The sequence below is a fragment of the Chitinophaga sp. genome (assembly GCF_017745275.1).
GTDB lineage: Bacteria > Bacteroidota > Bacteroidia > Chitinophagales > Chitinophagaceae > Chitinophaga.
Genome location: NZ_JAGHZS010000006.1, coordinates 1 through 20,848 on the forward strand (window position 1 = coordinate 1; position 20,848 = coordinate 20,848).

General features: G+C 42.2%; 17 protein-coding genes and 1 tRNA gene. 10 read left to right on the top strand and 8 right to left on the bottom strand.

The annotated features are described in order from the left end of the window. Together J7623_RS17105 and J7623_RS17110 are read left to right on the top strand one after the other, a co-directional pair. Positions 1-1,568 (top strand): RHS repeat-associated core domain-containing protein (locus J7623_RS17105; protein ID WP_291922546.1); only part of this gene is annotated, 1,568 nt, incomplete at its 5' end. Positions 1,569-1,590: 22 nt separating this feature from the next. Next, positions 1,591-2,127 (top strand): hypothetical protein, encoded by a 537-nt coding sequence (locus J7623_RS17110; RefSeq protein WP_291922548.1) that lies wholly within the window; start codon positions 1,591-1,593, stop codon positions 2,125-2,127. 593 nt (positions 2,128-2,720) lie between these two features. On the opposite strand, the gene J7623_RS17115 is transcribed toward J7623_RS17110, so the two are convergent. Beyond that, on the bottom strand, positions 2,721-3,158 hold the full coding sequence (locus tag J7623_RS17115; protein ID WP_291922550.1) for a hypothetical protein: 438 nt from the start codon (positions 3,156-3,158) through the stop codon (positions 2,721-2,723). Positions 3,159-3,567: 409 nt separating this feature from the next. On the opposite strand from J7623_RS17115, the gene J7623_RS17120 reads away from it, so the two are divergent. The 3 genes from J7623_RS17120 (at position 3,568) to J7623_RS17130 (ending at position 6,720) form a co-directional block, all read left to right on the top strand. Next, positions 3,568-4,512, top strand: coding sequence for a terpene synthase family protein (locus tag J7623_RS17120; RefSeq protein WP_291922551.1), 945 nt, complete (start codon positions 3,568-3,570; stop codon positions 4,510-4,512). Between the two features lie 121 nt (positions 4,513-4,633). Next, the gene (locus J7623_RS17125; RefSeq protein ID WP_291922553.1) at positions 4,634-6,313 is read left to right on the top strand and encodes a response regulator; all 1,680 of its coding nucleotides are present in this window, start codon (positions 4,634-4,636) and stop codon (positions 6,311-6,313) included. Positions 6,314-6,387: 74 nt separating this feature from the next. Beyond that, on the top strand, positions 6,388-6,720 hold the full coding sequence (locus J7623_RS17130; RefSeq protein WP_291922555.1) for a hypothetical protein: 333 nt from the start codon (positions 6,388-6,390) through the stop codon (positions 6,718-6,720). A 367-nt stretch (positions 6,721-7,087) separates the two neighbouring features. Here J7623_RS17130 and J7623_RS17135 read toward each other — a convergent pair whose 3' ends face one another. The 3 genes from J7623_RS17135 to J7623_RS17145 form a co-directional block, all read right to left on the bottom strand. Further along, positions 7,088-7,879, bottom strand: a complete 792-nt coding sequence (locus J7623_RS17135; protein ID WP_291922557.1) for an SDR family oxidoreductase — start codon at positions 7,877-7,879, stop codon at positions 7,088-7,090. A 44-nt stretch (positions 7,880-7,923) separates the two neighbouring features. Continuing rightward, positions 7,924-8,505: a TetR/AcrR family transcriptional regulator gene (locus J7623_RS17140; RefSeq protein ID WP_291922559.1), complete on the bottom strand. Its 582-nt coding sequence runs from the start codon at positions 8,503-8,505 to the stop codon at positions 7,924-7,926. Positions 8,506-8,940: 435 nt separating this feature from the next. After that, positions 8,941-9,014: transfer RNA gene (locus tag J7623_RS17145), tRNA-Lys, on the bottom strand. A gap of 159 nt (positions 9,015-9,173) precedes the next feature. Here J7623_RS17145 and J7623_RS17150 point away from each other — a divergent pair. Then, positions 9,174-10,352: an acetyl-CoA C-acyltransferase gene (locus tag J7623_RS17150; RefSeq protein ID WP_291922561.1), complete on the top strand. Its 1,179-nt coding sequence runs from the start codon at positions 9,174-9,176 to the stop codon at positions 10,350-10,352. A gap of 51 nt (positions 10,353-10,403) precedes the next feature. Here J7623_RS17150 and J7623_RS17155 read toward each other — a convergent pair whose 3' ends face one another. Beyond that, a complete protein-coding gene (locus tag J7623_RS17155; protein WP_291922564.1) occupies positions 10,404-10,547 on the bottom strand; it encodes a hypothetical protein in 144 nt (47 codons plus the stop codon). A 788-nt stretch (positions 10,548-11,335) separates the two neighbouring features. On the opposite strand from J7623_RS17155, the gene J7623_RS17160 reads away from it, so the two are divergent. The 4 genes from J7623_RS17160 (at position 11,336) to J7623_RS17175 (ending at position 17,518) form a co-directional block, all read left to right on the top strand. Next, positions 11,336-12,970 (top strand): DUF1800 domain-containing protein, encoded by a 1,635-nt coding sequence (locus J7623_RS17160; protein ID WP_291922566.1) that lies wholly within the window; start codon positions 11,336-11,338, stop codon positions 12,968-12,970. 18 nt (positions 12,971-12,988) lie between these two features. Then, complete coding sequence (locus tag J7623_RS17165) at positions 12,989-14,572, top strand: DUF1501 domain-containing protein (protein ID WP_291922568.1); 1,584 nt, start codon at positions 12,989-12,991, stop codon at positions 14,570-14,572. Positions 14,573-14,640: 68 nt separating this feature from the next. Next, entirely contained in the window at positions 14,641-14,970 is a 330-nt protein-coding gene (locus tag J7623_RS17170) for a hypothetical protein (protein ID WP_291922570.1), read from the top strand. 91 nt (positions 14,971-15,061) lie between these two features. Beyond that, positions 15,062-17,518, top strand: a complete 2,457-nt coding sequence (locus J7623_RS17175; protein WP_291922572.1) for a TonB-dependent receptor — start codon at positions 15,062-15,064, stop codon at positions 17,516-17,518. Positions 17,519-17,549: 31 nt separating this feature from the next. Here J7623_RS17175 and J7623_RS17180 read toward each other — a convergent pair whose 3' ends face one another. The 3 genes from J7623_RS17180 to J7623_RS17190 all read right to left on the bottom strand — a co-directional run bounded on the left by J7623_RS17180 (position 17,550) and on the right by J7623_RS17190 (position 20,728). Further along, positions 17,550-18,038 carry a hypothetical protein gene (locus J7623_RS17180; RefSeq protein WP_291922574.1) on the bottom strand — a complete coding sequence of 163 codons (489 nt, stop codon included), beginning with the start codon at positions 18,036-18,038 and terminating at the stop codon, positions 17,550-17,552. Between the two features lie 431 nt (positions 18,039-18,469). Continuing rightward, positions 18,470-18,904 (bottom strand): DUF983 domain-containing protein, encoded by a 435-nt coding sequence (locus tag J7623_RS17185; RefSeq protein ID WP_291922576.1) that lies wholly within the window; start codon positions 18,902-18,904, stop codon positions 18,470-18,472. 45 nt (positions 18,905-18,949) lie between these two features. Beyond that, positions 18,950-20,728 carry an ABC transporter ATP-binding protein gene (locus J7623_RS17190; protein WP_291922577.1) on the bottom strand — a complete coding sequence of 593 codons (1,779 nt, stop codon included), beginning with the start codon at positions 20,726-20,728 and terminating at the stop codon, positions 18,950-18,952. Positions 20,729-20,848: the final 120 nt, after the last annotated feature.

A 20,848-nucleotide genomic window follows, 5' to 3' on the forward strand; every position in this document is an offset into this window, starting at 1 on the left:
AAGAAGCCTTATTCAGTAACCTGGATAATACCCGTGCAGCTAAACCGGTAGGCTATCCTGCGGAAGACAATGGCAGCAATAACCAGTCCGTGGCAAAATTAACCGCTGCCAATGGCGGAAAGAAAATAGGACCTTCTCTTGTATTACGTGTAATGGCAGGGGATACCATTCAAATAGGCGCTAAAGCATTTTATAAGTCATCAGGTCCTAAGGATAAAACATCTGGTAATAGTACTGCTGAAAATATGCTGGCAGACCTGGTACAAACATTCAGCGGTGCTTCTTCTTCTGGCGGAGCTCATGGTATCAGTGGCAATAGTAACGCAACGCCCTTTAATGCGAATTTCTATAAAAACGATTACCAGCGTCTGAAAGAAAAGGACCCGGATCAGGGCAAACCAGATCGCCCTAAGGCTTATCTTAATTTTGTTTTATTTGATGATCAGTTTAACTTAGTTGAAGAGAACAGTGGGGTGAAACAGGTGAAAGCTGAGCCAGATCAACTGCAGACACTAGCCCAGGATAAAATGCCGGTTAAGAAGAGTGGTTTCCTGTATGTGTACACCAGTAATGAAAGTCAGCAGGATGTGTTCTTTGATAATGTAGTAGTGGCGCAGGCATCAGGGCCGGTATTGGAGGAGACGCATTATTATCCGTTTGGGCTGACGATGGCGGGGATATCTTCTAATGCGCTGAAAGGAACTAACTATGCGGAGAATAGACTCAAGTATAATGGTAAGGAACTGCAGAATAGGGAGTTTGGAGATGGGAGTGGGTTGGAGTGGTACGACTATGGAGCAAGGATGTATGATGTACAGATAGGAAGATGGCATGTGCAAGATCCAATGGCATTTAAATATTCTAGTGTGTCAGTCTATAATTATGCGGCAAATAATCCTGTTATATTGATTGATCCAAATGGAATGGAGGTGGAATGGAAACGAGGAGAGAATGTTACCAAAAAAGATTTGCGGGAAGCAAAAAGATTAGCTAGACAAGCAAGTAGAGAATCAAGTGCTTTCAATAAGATGTATGGTGATTTGAAAAAGTCTGATAAAATGCATACGATAACTGTTACTAAACAAACTCCGAACGCAGATGGAAGTTCTCATAGTCAGACTGAGGCTAAAGGGGGAAATGAAAATATTACACGCAAAGGAGATGGAACTAATATCACATTTGATCTCAATGATAGAAAGTGGGATTTACCGGACCAATCTGAGTCAACTCAACAGACGATGGTCTTGAGTCATGAATTTGCACATGCCTGGGAGATTGATAACGGTTTGGTAAAGGCGGAGCCTGGGAGATATAAAGGCGATGTGATGGATTTTCAAAGTGTCAAAGAACATGTGAACTCTATGTTGGAATGGAGGAAGGGTGTTGAAACATCAGCAACACATTTAGAAAATATCATCCGAGCGCAGATAATGGGAATTGATAAATTAAGAGAGTATTTCCAGCCACCCAATAGAGCTGGTGATAGGTGGCCAACCATTAAACCGGGCTTTGACTATAAGAATGTGTCACCTGATTATTTTGATATGTTAAAAAAGCGGATTCAATAAGAGAAGCTTAAATAAGATAGAGATGAATGCAATACTATTGTTTTTAAATTTTTTGACTGTATATCATGCAAGGTTTCCTTTGAATGTGCAAGACACGTGTAAAGTGTTTGAGACCCCCATATCGAGCCCATTTAGAGAGATTGATAATTATAAAGATTATTATGTAAGATTCAGCGGTAACGATTCAAGTGATTATCAGGTTCTTTGTATTTCTATGCCATATGATGACTCTTATGGACATCTTGTATATTTTAGAATGGATGATAGTATAACAACTTCAGAGGTTGGCACAGCGGCGAGCATGAAGAAAAGCATTTTTTTAGCTAACGAGATCGAAAAAGTTAGAAAACAACTGGAAGTTATTGAAACAGGGGGCTATGGGTGTATATGCAATATGAACGCTTATACTATGGTTTATTCTATTTGTATTATTAAGAAGCAAAAGAATATAGTCTTTCAATACCAGGGTATCAATAAAAATATTCTTGCATTAAAGGGAAATGAAGGCGAAAGGTTAAAGAACGTTATAACACTGATTAGATCATTGAGGAGAGAGTAAGCTAAATTTGGAAGAGGGAACGCACTATTATCTATTTGGATTGACGATGGTCGGGATTAGTTCTAGTGCGTTGAAGAGGACTAATTACGCCGAAAACCGACTGAAATACAATGACAAAGAACTACAGTCAAAAGAGTTCGGAGATGGTTCAGGATTAGAATAGTATGACTATGGAGCGAGGACGTATGATGCATAGATAGGGAGGTGGCATACATGATACCCGTGACCGGTTGGTGTTTATGCAAGATGGCAACTTGAAAACGGCTAATACCTGGTTGGTTACTTTCTATTTTTGTGATTATGTTTTTAGTTGGGTTGTTAGCAGGAGGAGTTGTTTATTTAGCCAGAAAGTTATTTAAATAGGGTTGCTAAATAAAAAGGACACAAATATGACGTGCCCCCTAAAAGTTAGACACTTTTAGGGGGCTTTTTTATGAAATATAGTATTAAGAAAAAATTGAAGGCAGTAAAAAGTATGCTTTCAGGACCTAAGCAATAATTGCATGAAAGGAATAAAAGGCCATGTGCGACGTGTATTCAGGGATATGAACATGATATATGTGAACGCGTCCTTTGATTTAATGGGAGCAATTTTAGAATAACTGTTTGTGAGATCCTTTAACTTTTAAAAGACGATAACCTAAAGCCTGAATTTGAAGTTCGTTTATTGGCAAAGACTTGATAATCTGGAACCGGCCCAGTGAGTCTGTTCCTAACATTTCTTTGGTGTTATTCTTTCTTATCACCTTAACAGCTGCCCAGGTAATAGGTTTATTGGTTTTTACATCTCTAACGATGCCGTCTATTTTTAGGGAATCTACATCTTTTAATTCCAGTGTAATTTGTTCTTCAACTATACATCCATCTTTCCCGGCAATTCCATAATCCGGAATACGGTCAACAATTAATTGGTTGAGATGCACTCCATTATAAACAAACTGAGAGTACCTGTCTTTCTTTTGACAGAATGCAGTTAAAGATGTACAGAGTATAATAAGGGCCACGACGAGTGACTTTGATAGGTAGGGCATTGTGAATATTTTGAGTTAAGGTAAGGGATTTTAGTATCATCTTTATACCACCGGTCAGACCCCTTCAACAAGGATAGAATTTGTATTCGAAATACACCTTGTCCTCTCTCTGGATATACTAAATTTTCCATTTAAAAAATTGTCTCTTTTAGCTATTTTGTCAATAAGTCGCAGCATGATAATTTAAATTTATGTAGAGACGCCATTTGAACTATAGAAGTGTCTGTAAATCATTATGAAACAACGATGAGTGCATGTTTTTGTTCTGTTATTCTTAATTCATTACGATTCTAATCGCCTATTCCAATAACCATTAAGTAGATCATCCTGAACCTACTACGCCTACCTGTCAGTTAATCGAAAGCTCATTTACATATAACATATATTCAGTAACCTAAATCAATTATGTATGAAACATGTTGCTTCGCCCTCTAATGAGGCTTTTGCTGACATTTATTATCCTATCCACAATTTAGTTAGTAAGCATTCCGATGTCATGGAAGAGATAACAAGAAATTGGGTAGATAGCTATGACTGTCTGTCAACCGCATTCAAACAAAAAGCTAAAGGAGCTAATTACGGTGTACTAACCGCCGCAGTGATTCCCCGTGCCGAAATAGAAGTGTTGATACCTATTACCAGGTGGATGTTATGGGCATTCTGCTGGGATGATTATTACGGGCCATATGAGAAGCAGGACTTAAAAGCAATTTGCAAAACGGCATTAAGAATATTGAAAGGTATTGAGAAAGAAGGACAGTATGAAAACGCGCTCTTTAGCCAGTTGGCTGTAATACGGGAGGAATTGCAGGGAGTTTCTAATAGCGAATGGATGAGGAGATTTATAAATTCGCATATTTACTATTTTCAGGGATTATTGATGGATACTTATAGCTACAAAAAAAACTTGCAATATCCATCGGGTGCGGAGTATTTCAAAATCAGGGATAGGTTGATAGGCGGTTTTATGGTAATGGATTTGCTGGAATTGGTCGGCACTATTTTCCCCAAAGGGCTGTTTGAAAATCCTAAAATTCAAAAGTTACGTCTGTTGGCTTCCCGTCTTATGATTTATGATAATGATATATTTTCTTATAAAAAGGAAATTAAAGAAGGGGAGGCAATGAACATTGTACTTGTTTTACAGGCGGAAAATAAAATAAGCATCAATGATGCCCTGGCACTTGCCATTAAAATGAGAGAAAAGGAATATATAGAGTTATTGGCTTTTGAGCATCATTTCAGAGAATTTGGCAGGTATAGCAATATTGTGAGGAACTATTGGCAGAATACCATGATTTTGTTAGAAGGGCAGCTCAATTGGTACCGGCTCATGTCAAAGAGATATGAATGACATCCGAATAACTCCGATTCCCGACTTATTTTAGTATTATATGCTTATATTCACAGTGCCATGAAACCTACAACATGGCATTGTGAATATTTATTGTCCTCATATAACCCAAAAAAGGATCATGAACGCCTTCGGTATTTCTCAAATTGAAACTGTACTTAAGAAGATCTGTTATCTGATTGCTGCATTATCACTAACACTTGGCCTTTATGTGTATAAGATATTGGACTATACGCCTATGTTATACATTGAGTTGGCCATAGGGGTATTCTTCCTTATCATGCCATCGTTCACGAAAATAATAGGACTCGATTTAAACATTTCACTTTTTTTTATTGTCCTGAATTCAGCGCTGGTCTACTATGGTGTAATATTAGGTCCATTGTCAGAAATACATCTGTTAGTAGTTTTTTTAGTGGGTGCTTCTGTGTGTTTATTATGGGGAAAAAAGCTGATGTACTTCCCGGTTACGCTGGTGCTATCAATGCTGGTCTTTCTTGAACTCAACTACTATTATTTTTGGTTTGTTCCGCTAAATATAGAATATCCCAAAGCAATGATTGTCAGGTGGGTCGTTGTTTTTACCGGGAGCTTATTATCTATCGCTACTTTCTGGTATTTCGCAAAGCAGTGGGTTGCGGAAAAATTCAGAAAATTAATTACAGATTTGCGTAAGGCAAATGAGTCTAAATCCGTTTATTTACGTGAAACTTCACATGAATTACGAACACCGCTTTCTTCGATATTCGGTATAGCCCAATTATTACATTCGAAAAGAAATACCATCACGGATCCTGAATTAAAGAAGGAGATCGAGTATTTATTTGAATCAGCTTTTGTTGCAACTAAAATAGTAGATAATATTTTAGACATGTCGAAGATTGAGGCGGGAAAGTTTGATGTTATAAAAGAAGAAACAATAGATTTGAAGAAAGCCATAGAAACCTGCATGGTAATGCAGCGATATGTAGCAAGTTCCAGAGGGATAAAGATACGTTTAGACTATGATGAACAATTACCGCCTTACATTATTACGGATAAAATAGCACTATATAAAGTTATTAATAACCTCGCCTCAAATCTCGTAAAATATGCGCCAGAGCAAAGCAATGTTGAGATAAAAGTACTTCGTGAAAAACAAACGATCATCTTTCAAACAAAAAATACGGGGGGTATCAGCGCTAAGGGATTAAAGACAATATTTGAACCTTTTGCCTCCAGTAATGATACCGTAATGAGTACGGGATTAGGGTTACCTATCACCAAACATATTGTTCAACTACTTGGCGGTGATATTACAGTAGAATGTATTGACGAAAGCACCGTTTTTAAGTTGTTTATTCCGCTGATAATAGGGCATGAAGAAGATTTGTCGGCAAGCGATCGACCGTTTAAAGAGGGATCACTAAAGGGATATAGAATTTTATGTATTGATGATGATCCAATACAACAACATATTTTAAAAGTGACGGTTAAAATGACGGGAGCGGAGTCGATAATAGTAGATGGAGGAGAAGCTGCTTTTGATTTTCTGAATAAAGAAAAACCAGCACTTATCATTTGTGATGCAAATATGCCTTTAATGAATGGAAAACAATTTCTATCTAAATTAAAAGCGAGCGCGGAGTGTAAACACATTCCAGTTATAGTAATCTCTGGCGATGCCTTTGAAACCGAGAAAGAAGAAATGATGAAAGCCGGAGCTGATGAATATCTTACTAAACCTTTTCAGTTTGGAACGTTTTATTCTATACTGCAGAAGTATTTACCTCCAATTAGGATTTTGCTGGTGAATAAATGAACATTATTGTTATTGACTTAGAACACTCTGCGTGTAAATAACCTTTGGCATTACTCAATTATGAAATAAGTAGCATGGAAAAAGCTGTTCAACGTATAAAAAAGAAGTATAAATTAAAGCTAAACCGGGTATTTGGAACCTTTGCAGATAGAGGTCATTTCGTTTTTCAACTTGGTAATGATGGACAACTGATCTGTTGTTCAATAGAAGTATTAAATGAGGAACCGTTTTTGATTGGATACCCTAATGTTTGGCAGGTATCTGACGTTTCTCCAGAGGGAAAACAAATTGACGGAAGATTATTTGTGTCGGAATGCCCGAAGGGACCCTATAGCTGGTTTGATGTTCAAAGTATAATTTATTTATTGCCAAAACAACAGGAGCGTCTCTACAGGGACACGATTTAGGTCCTTGAAAAAGTAAGCCAGCCACAAGTGCACTGTTTGAATCGAATCAATATTCCTGGGTTTAAAATTATTTTTTTAACACTGTTATCGTCTGTGCTAGCCTGCCAGCCGTAAGGAAATAATTATTAAAATGAAAATCAGTGCTGACGCACTTAGGAAAAGGAAACTAGTGAATCTTTGTAAGTTTTTTTTGCAATATCTTACAATTTTGGCTATTGAAAACCCGGAAAAATAAATAAAGGTCCGCTACTGTAGTGAACCTTTATCTGTGACCCTTTCGGTACGGCTTTCCAACTTTTTTAAGGAAGATTTAAAGAGTCTCGCAAGCATGGTTGTTGAATAAACAGCCTGCCTGTGGGCGCCTTTTCTACAACGTTCTCAACACTCCACCATCGGCCCTTAGAGCGGCGCCGTTGATAGCGGAAGACAATGGGCTGGCTAAATATGCCGCCAGGCTTGCTATTTCAGCAGGTTCGATAAAACGTCCAAGCAATGAGTGCGGATTAGTACTTTGTATGATCTGTTCCTTTATCACCCCCACAGGCTGTTGATGTAGCGTTGCCAGATGTTCTATCGCAGATGCAACGCCTTCTGAGTAAGCAGGACCTCCCAGGATTGTATTGACTGTCACCGCTGTACCTTTGGTGAGTTTTGACAACCCATTACCCAGGGCTATCATGGCAGCTTTCGTGACACCATAATGAATCATATTGCCCGGAATATTCATGCCCGACTCGCTGCTGATAAAAATAATCCGGCCCCAATTCCGGGACAACATCCCTTGTAATACTTGCCTGGAGAGCCTTACTGCGCTCATTACATTCACCTGGAAAATATCATTCCACTCATCGTCGGTTATCGACTCAAAATCTCTTAATCCAAATACGCCTGCATTGTTGATCAGTATATCCACTACAGGCAACTGCCGTAACAGGCTTTCAGTCTCTTCCGCGATGCTGAGATCCGCTGCCCATCCACTGATGGCTGCTGTTGGGAATTCCGTCCGGAGTTTTTGCGCCGTGATGTCTACTTTAGTGGATGTTCTTCCATGAAGTATTACCTCCACACCTTCCTGTAGCAGCTGCCGGGCAATGGCAAATCCTATTCCCCGGGTAGAGCCACTGATAAAGGCTGTCTTACCGCTTAATTGTAAATCCATAAATATATTTTTGTAATGATCATTACATAATTAAACAAAAAATTTTACCGCAGTATGCTTAATTGCATTTCGATGAGCGCCTTCAGCTTTTCTTTATGAGGGTGCATTCGTCTGGTTACATTGAGACCATTCCAGCAGGTAATTAAATATCTACCTAAAACAGCTGCATCCGCAGGATTGGTAACAGCGCCTGTACGCTGGGCTTCCCGGATAGTGTCAGTAAACATTTTTTCTACATCCTTTAATATATTAACGGCTTCCGCTTCCAGGTCGTTATCGATAAAAGCCAGTGCTGTTGCCGTATTGGCCACAATACATCCCTTGAGGTGCGTATGCTCGTCTGCCAATGCCACACTGCTGAAAAAGTCCCTGATCAGATCCATCGGCGAAGCAGATTGTTTCAATTCCTTCTTAAACGCCTGGAAAGCTTCCCGTCGCTGCTGCAGCGCCTTTGAAAAAAGTTCCTTTTTACCACCCCTGAATGTGTTGTACAAACTGCCGCTACCCATCTGTGTAGCGTTTTGCAGGTCCTGCAAAGATGTAGCGCTGTAGCCCTTTTCCCAGAATACTTCCTGGGCTTTGAGCACCACCGCATCATTATCATATGTAGCTGGTCTCCCTCTCATTTTATTTCTGTAATGATCGATACAAAAATAATAATCCTGATGATTATTATCCAAAATTTTCTTTTATCCTGCCTAAATATTACTCGATTAAGATAATAAACTAGAAAATTTCTATCCTTAGTCTTGCCGATAGACACCCATGACGAACGGAATAGCAACATTATTTTTAGGGCTTCGGATCCTTAGCCGCAACTTATAAATACTGATGAATCAAGTAACTGTTGGATTTACAAATACCGGGGCACACAAATTGTTTTCAAGTTGGCAGGTTAGCAATTTCCATGCGTCTTCAATTTTTGGGGAGTAGATGTTGGGGTATCCGGAAATTAAATCTTTCTTTATCTCTCTTTAATTTCCTTTCTGTGGAAACAGGCCACCAGTAAAATAAAACACCCAACCTCAGTAAAACTAAGATTGGGTGAATTAAGTTTCAAGTGACCCCCCTGGGGCTCGAACCCAGGACCTACTGATTAAGAGTCAGTAGCTCTAACCAACTGAGCTAGGGAGTCATTCCAACGCGCTCTGTTAAAAAACGTGAGGGCAAATTTAACGGTTCTTCTGAATATTCGTGTACTTTATTTAATTAAATTTGGAAACAAGGACGAAATGTGGATAAATATCAATTATGTTGATAATCTAACCGTTAGCTCATTATAAAATTTTTTTTCATGCAGGAAGCTTATATAGTAGCCGGATACCGCACTGCGGTGGGTAAGTCTAAAAGAGGGGGATTTCGCTTTTACAGACCGGATGATCTGGCTGTTGATGTCATTACCGGGTTGCTGCAATCCTTGCCACAGCTGGATCCTAAGCGGGTCGACGACCTGATTGTGGGGAATGCGGTGCCGGAAGCAGAACAGGGTTTACAGATCGGCCGTATGATTTCAGTCCGGGCTTTAGGCATTGATGTGCCGGGCATGACGGTGAATCGTTACTGCGCCTCAGGACTGGAAACGATTGCCATCGCTACAGCTAAGATCCAGACAGGCATGGCAGATTGTATTATCGCTGGTGGTACAGAAAGTATGAGCCTGGTGCCTGTAGCTGGATGGAAAACCGTACCTAATTATACCGTAGCCAGCACTAATCCCGATTATTATATTGGCATGGGACTCACCGCTGAAGCAGTGGCCAACGAATTTAAAGTAAGCCGCCAGGACCAGGATGAGTTCTCATATAAATCACATCAGAAGGCATTGAATGCCATACAGCAAGGGTATTTTAAGCCAGGCATTTTACCAATTAATGTAGAAGAAGTGTACGTAGATGGAAATGGTAAAAAGCAAAAACGCACCTATACAGTAGATACAGATGAAGGGCCGCGTGCTGATACTTCCCTGGAAGCATTGGGTAAACTTAAGCCTGTTTTTGCAGCCGGCGGTTCTGTAACAGCAGGTAACTCGTCGCAAACTTCAGACGGCGCTGCCTTTGTGGTAGTGATGAGCGAAAGAATGGTCAATGAGCTGGGATTGAAGCCTATTGGCCGTTTGGTGGGGTGCGTGTCTGCGGGGGTACATCCGCGTATTATGGGTATAGGGCCCGTAGCAGCGATTCCGAAAGTATTACAGCGTGCCGGCAAAACCTTGCAGGATATAGATCTCGTTGAGCTGAATGAAGCATTTGCCTCTCAGTCTATTGCGGTGATCCGTGAGCTGGGAATTAACCCGGATATCGTGAATATCAATGGTGGCGCTATTGCGTTGGGACATCCCCTTGGATGTACCGGCGCTAAGTTAACCGTGCAGTTGTTGGGCGATTTAAAGCGACTCAATAAAAAATATGGTATCGTTACGGCCTGCGTTGGCGGTGGACAAGGAATTGCAGGTATCATAGAGAATATCAGTTAATATGGTCAACTCATCTTATAACGGAAAAAGGAGCCTACGGGCTCCTTTTTTTTATGCTTCCTGTTCCGGTGTATCATATACTTCCAGCTTGCTCAGATAAGCATAAGCGCTGGCTGAAATGCGACCTGGATCTGTAAATACAATTTTATGCAGATTTGGATGCTGACGTAAATCAATGCCAAATACTTCTATCATTCTAGTATGAAAAAAATCGCTACCTCTGGATCTTCCGGACTCGTAATGAACAAAACTTCCTTTTGATATACCAAGGAGGCCGCTCATTTCATGTTGTTTTAGTTTTAGCGCTGTGCGGATCAGTTTAATAAACCGCTTATTATATGGATACATAATGTCAGAGTTAAAAAAGTTACAAATCTGTTCCTACTGTAATAATAATTGACTATATTTGTATTGTAATATGTAAATCATTGATAACAATAGAATTAAATTGATCTGGACGAAGGTTTTTTGATTCAATGATTTTCATATTGAGCAAAGGGTCTCCGTTACCGATAATCTCGGTAGAAAAAGAAGGGGAAAGAAAGTCATCATAGTTTTGTGATACTATCGGCTGTCAAAAAAATCGGGTGGCTTAAAAGGAGGGGGACCAATAAAATTTCCTGATTGGATAAACCGGCGGATCGCCGTTTTCAATGTTACCATTTTGAATTCTTTTTTGTGTCACAACAAAAAACCAAAGGGGCTGTCTTTCTTACCAGGAATCGTCAGCTCCCTTTCGGTATGCCTGTATATCGACAGACATTTTTCAAAGATACTTATTTTCTGATCCGTGCGCAAATATTTCTATTTGTAAATGATTGATAATGAATGTGTCATAATGATATTTCCAAAATCATTTTGATAAATAAAAATCATCTTCCCATTTCTTAATAATATAATATCCCTTTCTCTTTAATTAGATTAAACTTTTTGTTAATTTGGACGAATAATCGGCCCCCTAGCCATCAACCATATCATTTTTTATGGATCGCAGACAATTCCTAACCTTATCGCCTAACCGCAGCCATACACAATATGCTGCCGCTTCGGCACGTACCGACTCCGGCATAACGCCTTATACCGGCAACTGGGAATCAACACAACTTATACACCTGCTGAAACGTACCCTCTTCGGCGTTTCTCCCGCTAACGTCAACGCCTTCAAAAGCATGACCATGCAACAGGCCGTAGATACCCTGCTCACCGCACAACCCGATCCCGCACCTCCCGTAAACAACTACGGTGTAGACGATACCGGCGTTACTCCCGGCGCTGTATGGGTGAAAGCCCCACTCGGCAACGAAATGCTGGAAAGGAAAAGAATCGCCTCCTATAAAGCCTGGTGGACCGGACAAATGATTAACCAACCTGCAAGCATACACGAAAAAATGGTGCTGTTCTGGCATAATCATTTTGTAACCGAAACAGGAATGGTCAACGATAGCCGATTTATCTATCAATATAACCTCACCCTGCGTAAACACGCACTCGGGAATTTCAAGGCGCTCACAAAAGCAATTACCCTGGATCCAGCCATGCTGGTATATCTCAACGGCTACCTCAACTCTAAGGAAGCAGCTGATGAAAACTACGCCAGGGAACTACATGAACTTTTTACCGTAGGAAAAGGCCCGGATTCTCATTATACGGAAGATGATGTACGCGCCACTGCACGCGTACTCACCGGTTTCCGCGTCGATAGAACAAACATCACCAGCTTCTTCGATACCACAAAACATGATATCACCAATAAACAGTTTTCCGGATTCTATCTCAACAAAGTAATATCCGGCCAAACGGGCCCCGATGGCGCGTCTGAAATAGATAACCTCCTGGATATCATCTTCGCACAACCAGAAGTGGCAAAATTCATCTGCCGGAAATTATATCGCTTCTTCGTATACTACGACATAGATCAGGCTACCGAAACGAATGTGATTGCACCACTCGCAGAAATATTTCGCAGCAGCCAGTACGATATAAAAACAACACTCAACGCCCTGTTTATCAGTCAACATTTCTTTGACCCGCTGAACATGGCCTGTCTTATTAAAAGTCCGGCCGACTTCTGCATCGGTATCTGCCGCGAATACAATATTACCTTCCCCAGTGATTATCCCAGTCGCTACACCGCCTGGATGGCCATACACGACAGAGCCGCATCAATGCTGCAAAACTTCGGGGATCCCCCACTGGTGGCCGGATGGGAAGCCTACTACCAGGAACCCGCCTTCCACGAACTATGGATCAATACCGATACACTACCTAAACGAAATAAACTCAGCGATGCCCTTATCAGCACCGGTGGATTCGCCGGCCTGCACATAGATACCATCGCCTTCGCCAGCCAGTTGCCTCATCCCGAAGATCCTGTGGCACTGGTCAGCGACTCCCTCGATATATTATATCGTGTAGGCGTTTCCGATACTACTAAGGCATTCATGAAAAATAATATTATCCTCTCCGGCCAGAATCCTAACAGCAATTACTATTGGACAGACGCATGGAACGCCTATAAAGCATCCCCTGGTGACGCTGCAGCAAAAGATAACGTGGAAACCCGCCTTAAAGCGCTGTATAAATACATCATGGACCTCTCAGAATATCAATTATCCTGATAGCTGAAAAACCTTTTTATGAAAAGAAGAGACTTTCTTAAATATACAGCGCCAGCCGCTATCCTGCCAACATTAATCAACGGCTTTTCTATAAAAGCATTCGCTGCTTCTCCTATGCTCAACGCATTGAGCAGCGCCTCCGCAGATAATGACCATGTACTCGTCATGATCCAGATGACCGGCGGAAACGATGGTCTTAACATGGTAATACCATTGGACGTATACGGTAAATACCAGGCAGCACGTACTAATATCGCCATCCAGGAAGGTAAAGTACTGCGATTGGATAACTATACTAAATCCGGGCTGCATCCGGCAATGACAGGTATTCAGCAGTTGTATAGCGATGGTAAAGTCAGCATCGTGCAAAGTGTGGGATATCCTTCTCCTAACTACTCGCATTTCCGTGCTACTGACATATGGCTCACCGGCTCCGATTCAAACGAAATACTCACTACCGGCTGGGGTGGCCGGTATCTCGATACACAATACCCTAACTTCCCTGATGGGTATCCTAATACTGACGCACCAGATCCACTGGCCATCCAGATAGGATCCATTGTATCGCCGGCATTCCAGGGACCTAATGCCAGCATGGGCATCGCTATTACCAGTGCAGATGATTTCTATAACCTGATAGATGGTATCAATGATCCTGTGCCCAATACCAAATGGGGAAAAGAACTGGAATATATCCGCCTGATCGCCAAACAAACCAACAGTTATGAACAGGCGATTACCAAGGCCGCTAAAAAAGTAACGTCACAGGGAGCATATCCGGCTAACAACAACCTGGCCGCGCAACTGAAAATTGTGGCGCGCCTCATCGCCGGCGGGCTCAAAACCAGGCTCTATATGGTGAGCATTGGTGGCTTTGATACACATGCCAATCAAACTGAAGGTGGCGATACCAGCAAAGGTGGTCACGCACAACTCCTTGGAGGCCTCTCCGATGCTATTAAAGCCTTCATGGACGACCTGAAAGGATTGCACGCTTCCCGCAGGGTAGTGGGCATGACGTTCTCCGAATTCGGCCGCCGTATTAAATCCAATTATAGCATGGGTACCGATCACGGCGCCGCTGCACCCATGATCATTTTCGGCGACTATGTCAACCAGGGCGTATTGGGTAATTCACCTGCATTGCCAGACAATAGCTCAGTGATTGATAATATCCCTATGCAGTACGACTTCCGTTCCATCTACGCTTCTATCCTGGAACAGTGGTTCTGCGTAGATACCACGGCCCTGCAAAAAATTATGGGGAAAGATTATCAACGCCTGCCACTGGTTAGCGGCGTGGCCTGTGGTACCATCACCGGTTTACCGGATCTGGATACCGATGGCAAAAAGCTCATCTTTAACGCACCCAATCCTTTCAGCGACTATACCTACATCACCTATATTACAGGCAGCGGTAATACCCTGATCCAGATTTTTGATACCACTGGTCGCCTTATCCAGGTGCCTGTTAATAAAGTACATACGCCAGGCACCTACAAAATCACCTTCGATGGCCGCCAACTGCCCGCCGGTATTTATTATGCCCGCCTGCAAAACGGCCCTATACAACAGGTTTGGCCTATGCTTAAAGTAAGATGATGTTAGATATCAATTAAAAATCCATGCAACATTGTTGCAAATAAGTAGATTTTGCTACCTTTGCTTCCGTGTATAAAAGCTATCTGCATAAAATAATAGCCATCATTCTCCTGGGAGTATTTACTATAAATACCCTCCCACGGGAATTTATACACGAATTTTCGGGACACCACGACACGACAGACGTGATACATCATCACGATGGCGTTACCATTTCTGAAGAGCACCGGCACTGTGATTTCCTGCAAATAGGCATTGAACCATATGAGCCGTTCGCTACCGTTTACATAGCACCGGCTCAAAAAGTAACCTGGGTATTTTACCCGCTATCCATCCCGGAAACAACCTATGCTACTTATTATAACCTCACTCCACGGGCGCCTCCTGCAGTAGCTTGACTCTTTTTATGCTGACGTGAACCTGTAATACACGTCGGTGGTTCATGATGGGCGATAGTCCATGCTTTACTGATTCTATATAATTTCAGATATGCATTATTTGCGTGTATTTATACTCGTTTGTGCGGGTATAATGTTACTGGCGTTGCCTGCTGCCTATGCAGGTACTACCCCCGAAGAAGGGGAATATGCGAATTCATTGTCCGGTAAGGTGGTGGATAAATTGTCTCATACGCCTTTACCCGGCGCTACAGTATACCTGCCGGATCTGCATGTGGGTGCAGCGGCCGATGCACAGGGTAATTACATCATTAAAAATCTGCCTAAAGGAAAATTCCTGGTGGAAGTACATTATATAGGCTATGCCGCTTATACGGAATCTGTTGCCATTTCAGGCGCTACCACCAAAGACTTTGTACTCGCCGAAACACTGATAGAAAAGAATGAAATAGTGATCACCGGCGCTAACCTGGCTACTTCTGTGAAGAAAACGCCTACGCCTATCAGCGTGATCCGCCGCGATTATCTCGACGACAATATCTCTACCAATATCATAGATGCTATTGCCAAAGTACCCGGCGTTACGCAATTATCTACAGGACCTGCCATCTCCAAACCCTTTATCCGCGGGCTCGGCTACAACCGTGTGGTGGTTGTAGGCGATGGCATCCGCCAGGAAGGCCAGCAATGGGGCGATGAGCATGGTATCGAAATAGATGATTATAATGTGAGCCGGATTGAAGTATTGAAAGGACCGGCCTCACTGATCTATGGCTCAGATGCACTGGCAGGTGTGGTGAATATTGTGCCGCCTGCACCACTGCCGTTGGGGAAAATAAAGGGAAATGTAGAGGCAAACTATCAAACCAACAACGGACTGATGGCTTATCACGCCGATATTGCCGGTAATAACAACGGCTTTAGCTGGGGGGCTTATGTGACACAGAAACAGGCACACGATTATAAAAATAAATACGATAACTACGTTTTCAATTCCCGCTTCAATAACACCAACTACGGCGCTACTATCGGTATCAATAAGCAATGGGGATACTCCCGCCTGAGCTTTTCGTCCTTTAATCAGCACCTCGGACTCGTGGAAGGCGACCGTGACAGCACCGGTGGTTTTATTAAGCCGGTCAACGAAAACGGGGTTGCAGAAGAAGCACCGGTTACTGGCAGCGATAATAAATCCTACAGCATGGCTGTGCCTAAACAACAGATCAATCACCAGAAAATAGTATGGGATAACAACCTGTATCTTCATAATGGTGGCCGTTTGGGACTCACGCTGGGATACCAGCTGAATCAGCGCAGGGAATATGGCAATGTGCTGGAGCCTAACACACCGGAATTATACCTGCATCTGCAAACATTCAACTATGCCCTGAAATATTACCTGCCTGAAATGAAAGGCTGGCAAACAACCGTAGGGGTAAATGGTATGCAGCAAACCAATCAAAACAAAGGAGAAGAGTTCCTTATTCCGGCGTACGACCTGTTCGACGTGGGCGCTTTTGCAGTGACCAGTAAAACATTCAATAAGCTCACGCTCAGCGGTGGGGTGCGCTTCGATAACCGTTCCATGAATGCTAAAGCATTGTTGCTCGATGCCAATGGCAAACCAGCTAACGCCGGCGAAGCAAAGTTCGATGCCTTTAAACGCAACTTCTCCAATGTGTCCGGTAGTGTAGGCCTCAGCTATGAAGCCAGCGATCGCGTAACCTTGAAGCTGAATGCTGCCAGGGGTTTCCGCGCACCTAATATCGCAGAGCTTTCAGCTAATGGCGTGCATGAAGGAACTATCAAGTATGAGTACGGTAACCAGGACCTGAAGCCGGAAGTAAGCACACAAGTGGATGCGGGCTTAGATTTCAATACGCAACACGTTTCCTTAACGGCCAATGTCTTCTACAATCATATAAATAACTTCATCTTCTCCCGCAAACTCTTTAACCAGGCGGGTACCGACTCAATCCCGGCTACAGATAATGAAAACGGCTTTGCCGCTTTTAAATATCAGCAAACAAATGCCAACCTGTACGGTGGGGAATTAATGCTGGATATACATCCGCATCCGATCGACTGGCTGCATTTCGAGAATACCGTTTCTTATGTAAGAGCCACCACTGCTAACAGTACCGACTCTACGAAGTATTTGCCAAATATTCCGGCGGGACGTTGGTTATCTGAGCTAAAAGGGAAGTTTAAAAAAGTGGGTAAAAGTCCGTTACAGAATGCTTACGTAGGCGTGCAGATGGATATGAACTTTGCCCAGAACAATATCTTTTCCGCTTATGAAACAGAAACAGCTACACCCGGTTATACCATTTTCAATGCCGGTATTGGATCTGATTTTGTGAACAAGAAAAGCAAAACCTTGTTCTCCCTGCATTTTGCGGTAAACAACTTTACAGATATCGCTTATCAAAATCACCTGAGCCGGCTGAAATACGCGGCTGTCAATGAAGTGACCGGCCGCACAGGCGTATATAACGTTGGCCGGAATTTCAGTGTTAAACTGGCTATTCCGATTGATTTCAAATAGTAGCTGCTAATTAATTTTCCGCTACATTTTGCTAAAAGCCGTTTTCTTTTAAGGCTCCTGCGTCAGCGGGAGCTTTTTTTATGGAGTCAGTGGCAGCCGGATTGTCTGCCGTTTTCGTATAGGTGGCCTTGTTATTTTTTATTTTGAAGAAGAATTTTCTGGCAGATGGTGCAGAAATGTTAAACCCTACAGAAGTATCTGTACCCACTATCAACAATTCGGGTACTGGAATCGTTGTTACATTTGAGTCAATGGCGCGCATGTAGTTAATCAGCCGTTTGCCATTTTGCGTAATGTGAATAGTTTGCATCCCTTCCGATGAATGTACAATGGTAGCTGTAATGCCTTTTGCTTCAAATACGGCGCTATCGCGGCTGTTGCTGCCATCAATCCGTTTAAATGGAACTGGTGCTGCGGCTTTGGACGGTTTGGCAGAACTGGTTCCGTTGTTTGTTCCCTGCCGGGCAGGTTCCTGGCAGCTAAATAGTAAAACAGGTAGCAATAGTAATATTCTGTACACGATAAGTTGGAGTTTGAAAAGATAAAGCTATCAAATTTTTATGGATCTCCTTTGGGAAGGTTTTTGTTATATAAGGTATAGTTATATATTGTATAAATATATTACATTATCTTTAATTATTATGCATAAAAGAACAGTGTAATAAACGGGAATCCATGTCAGACGGGCTTGATAAATAAAATCGTTTTAGTGCTACAATTGCCACGACTATTTACCATTGATGTAAATATTTAACCAAAATAAACGGAGATTTTGTAGTTTCGAATTATGTTATGGATTATGTGTGTGACTGAATGTCCTGCCCGGTAAAACAGATTCCCTCAGTTTTTTCAAAAATCGGTTTTTGCATTATTAAGTTTTTCTGACCACCATTGGTTCAGATTTTGGTTGAAAAAGAAAGGGGCTGTTTTTACAGCCCCATACTTTTTAAACTATTTTTCATGATGATGATGCGGTTTCTCCAACTTCGCCGTATCCTCGTCATAATACACAAAGAAGTAAAGATAAATTGCCCTCGATAAGCGCATCAGCCACGGCTGGATAAGTACCAGCAACACACCGTTGATACCAAGCCACCAGAATATACTGTTATCTCTCCAGCTGATACCAAAAAATACCCAGTACCAGATCAGGTTGAATACGCTGAAAGCCACCGACAACGCGTAACTCACATAACCCGTTCCAAACCAGAACCCGGTTTCCAGTTCGTACTTCTGCCCGCATACCGGACAGTTGTCATACATGTTGAAGATCTTCGAAAATTTCAGGTGAAAGGGATTCTGATCTTTGAACATATTTCCTTTCCTACATCTCGGACATTTCATTGTCAGCATGCTGACAAAATAGTTAGGGCGTTGTGTACTCATGTTGCAAAATTAATCAATTAATGCGAAGAGCCTGCAGGCTGCATTTTAAACTGCCTCCACTTTACGCTCTCCGATCTGTTGCCGCCACATGGCGTAATACAGCCCTTTTTCATCTACCAGGTCTTCATGCTTACCTACTTCCACCACACGACCCTTTTCCAGTACGTAGATACGGTCAGCATGCATAATGGTGCTCAAACGGTGCGCAATCATTACGGTAATATGCTGTTTGCTGGCAGTTACGTCCCTTACCGTAGTGGTAATTTCTTCTTCTGTGATAGAGTCCAGCGCAGACGTGGCCTCGTCAAACACCAGTAAACGCGGTTTACGTAACAGCGCCCTGGCAATGGATAAACGTTGCTTTTCACCGCCGGAAATTTTGATACCACCTTCGCCAATCACGGTTTCCAATCCTTTGTCTGCCCGCGCCAGCAAAGAATAGCACGACGCTTTATCCAATGCTTCCATCACTTCTGCATCTGTAGCACCAGGATTTACGAACAATAAATTTTCTTTGATAGTACCTGCAAACAACTGCGTATCCTGTGTTACAAAACCCACCTGGTGACGAAGATCTTCCATATCCACTTCACTGGCGTCTATACCGTTGTAGTAAATATGTCCTTCATTGGCTTTATATAAGCCTACCAACATCTTTACCAGCGTGGTTTTGCCGGAGCCTGAAGGTCCTACAAACGCAATGGTTTCACCTAGTTTGGCCGAGAAATTAACCTGGTCCAATGCCTTGGTAGCAGCGGTCAGGTGTTTAAATCCTACCTGTTTAAACTGCAACTCGTTGATATGGTTCACTTTCACCGGATTGGCAGGCATCTGCTCTACAGGCGTATTCAAAATGCTTTCAAAATTCAGTAACGATACCTGCGCTTCCCGATAGTTAAGAATAATATTGCCTAACTCCTGTAAAGGTCCGAAAATGAAGAAGGAATACAGCTGTAAGGTCATCAGTTGCCCAATACTTACTGAGTCGCGATAAATGTAAAATAAGAGCAGGAACAGGATGCTGGAGCGCATCAAGTTCACAAAAGTACCCTGCACAAAGCTGATACTGCGGATGCTCCGCACTTTCTTCAATTCCAGCGTTAAAATTTTCAACGTGGTGGAATTTAACCGGCGTATTTCCTGGTTGGTTAATCCCAAACTCTTTACCAGTTCAATGTTACGAAGCGATTCGGTAGTAGATCCGGCCAGTGCAGTCGTTTCTTTTACAATCGTCTTCTGTATCACTTTAATTTTCCGGCTTAATACGCTCATGAGAATGGTCAGTAAAATACAACCCGCCAGGTACACAAAGGGCAGGGTCCAGTGCACGCTGGTAGCATACACCATCACAAACACAACACCAATCAGTGATACAAACAACACATTCACAAAAGAAGTGATAAACTTTTCACAGTCTACCCGTACCTTTTGCAGAATGGCCAGCGTTTCACCGCTGCGTTGGTCTTCAAACTGCTGATACGGCAGCCGTAGAGAATGTTTTAGCCCATCCTGGTACACCTGGGCACCAAATTTCTGAACAATAACATTTACAAAATAGTCCTGGAATGCTTTCGCAATCCTCGATACCATGGCCACGCCTATGGCAGCACCTACCAACAGCAGTACGCCCCATAAATATTCGTTTTCCGGCCTGAAAATAGTCCCCCCTTTGGTAGTCACTTTAGGGTGAGAAGCAAACCTGTCAATGATCCATCCAAAAATCATCGGGTCCATCAGCGAGAAAAGCTGGTTAATACTGGCCAAAGCCATTGCTAATACAACCAACCATTTATATCTCTTTAAATAATGCAGTAGTAGTTTCATATATCCAATTTCCTGAGGTGCAAAGTTACTGTATGTTGTAACATATTGCGGGGAAAAGTGCTGGCTATTTTGAGCAAAAAACGTTAACTTAATAGTAGGTTCTTTCAAAAGCACAGGTGA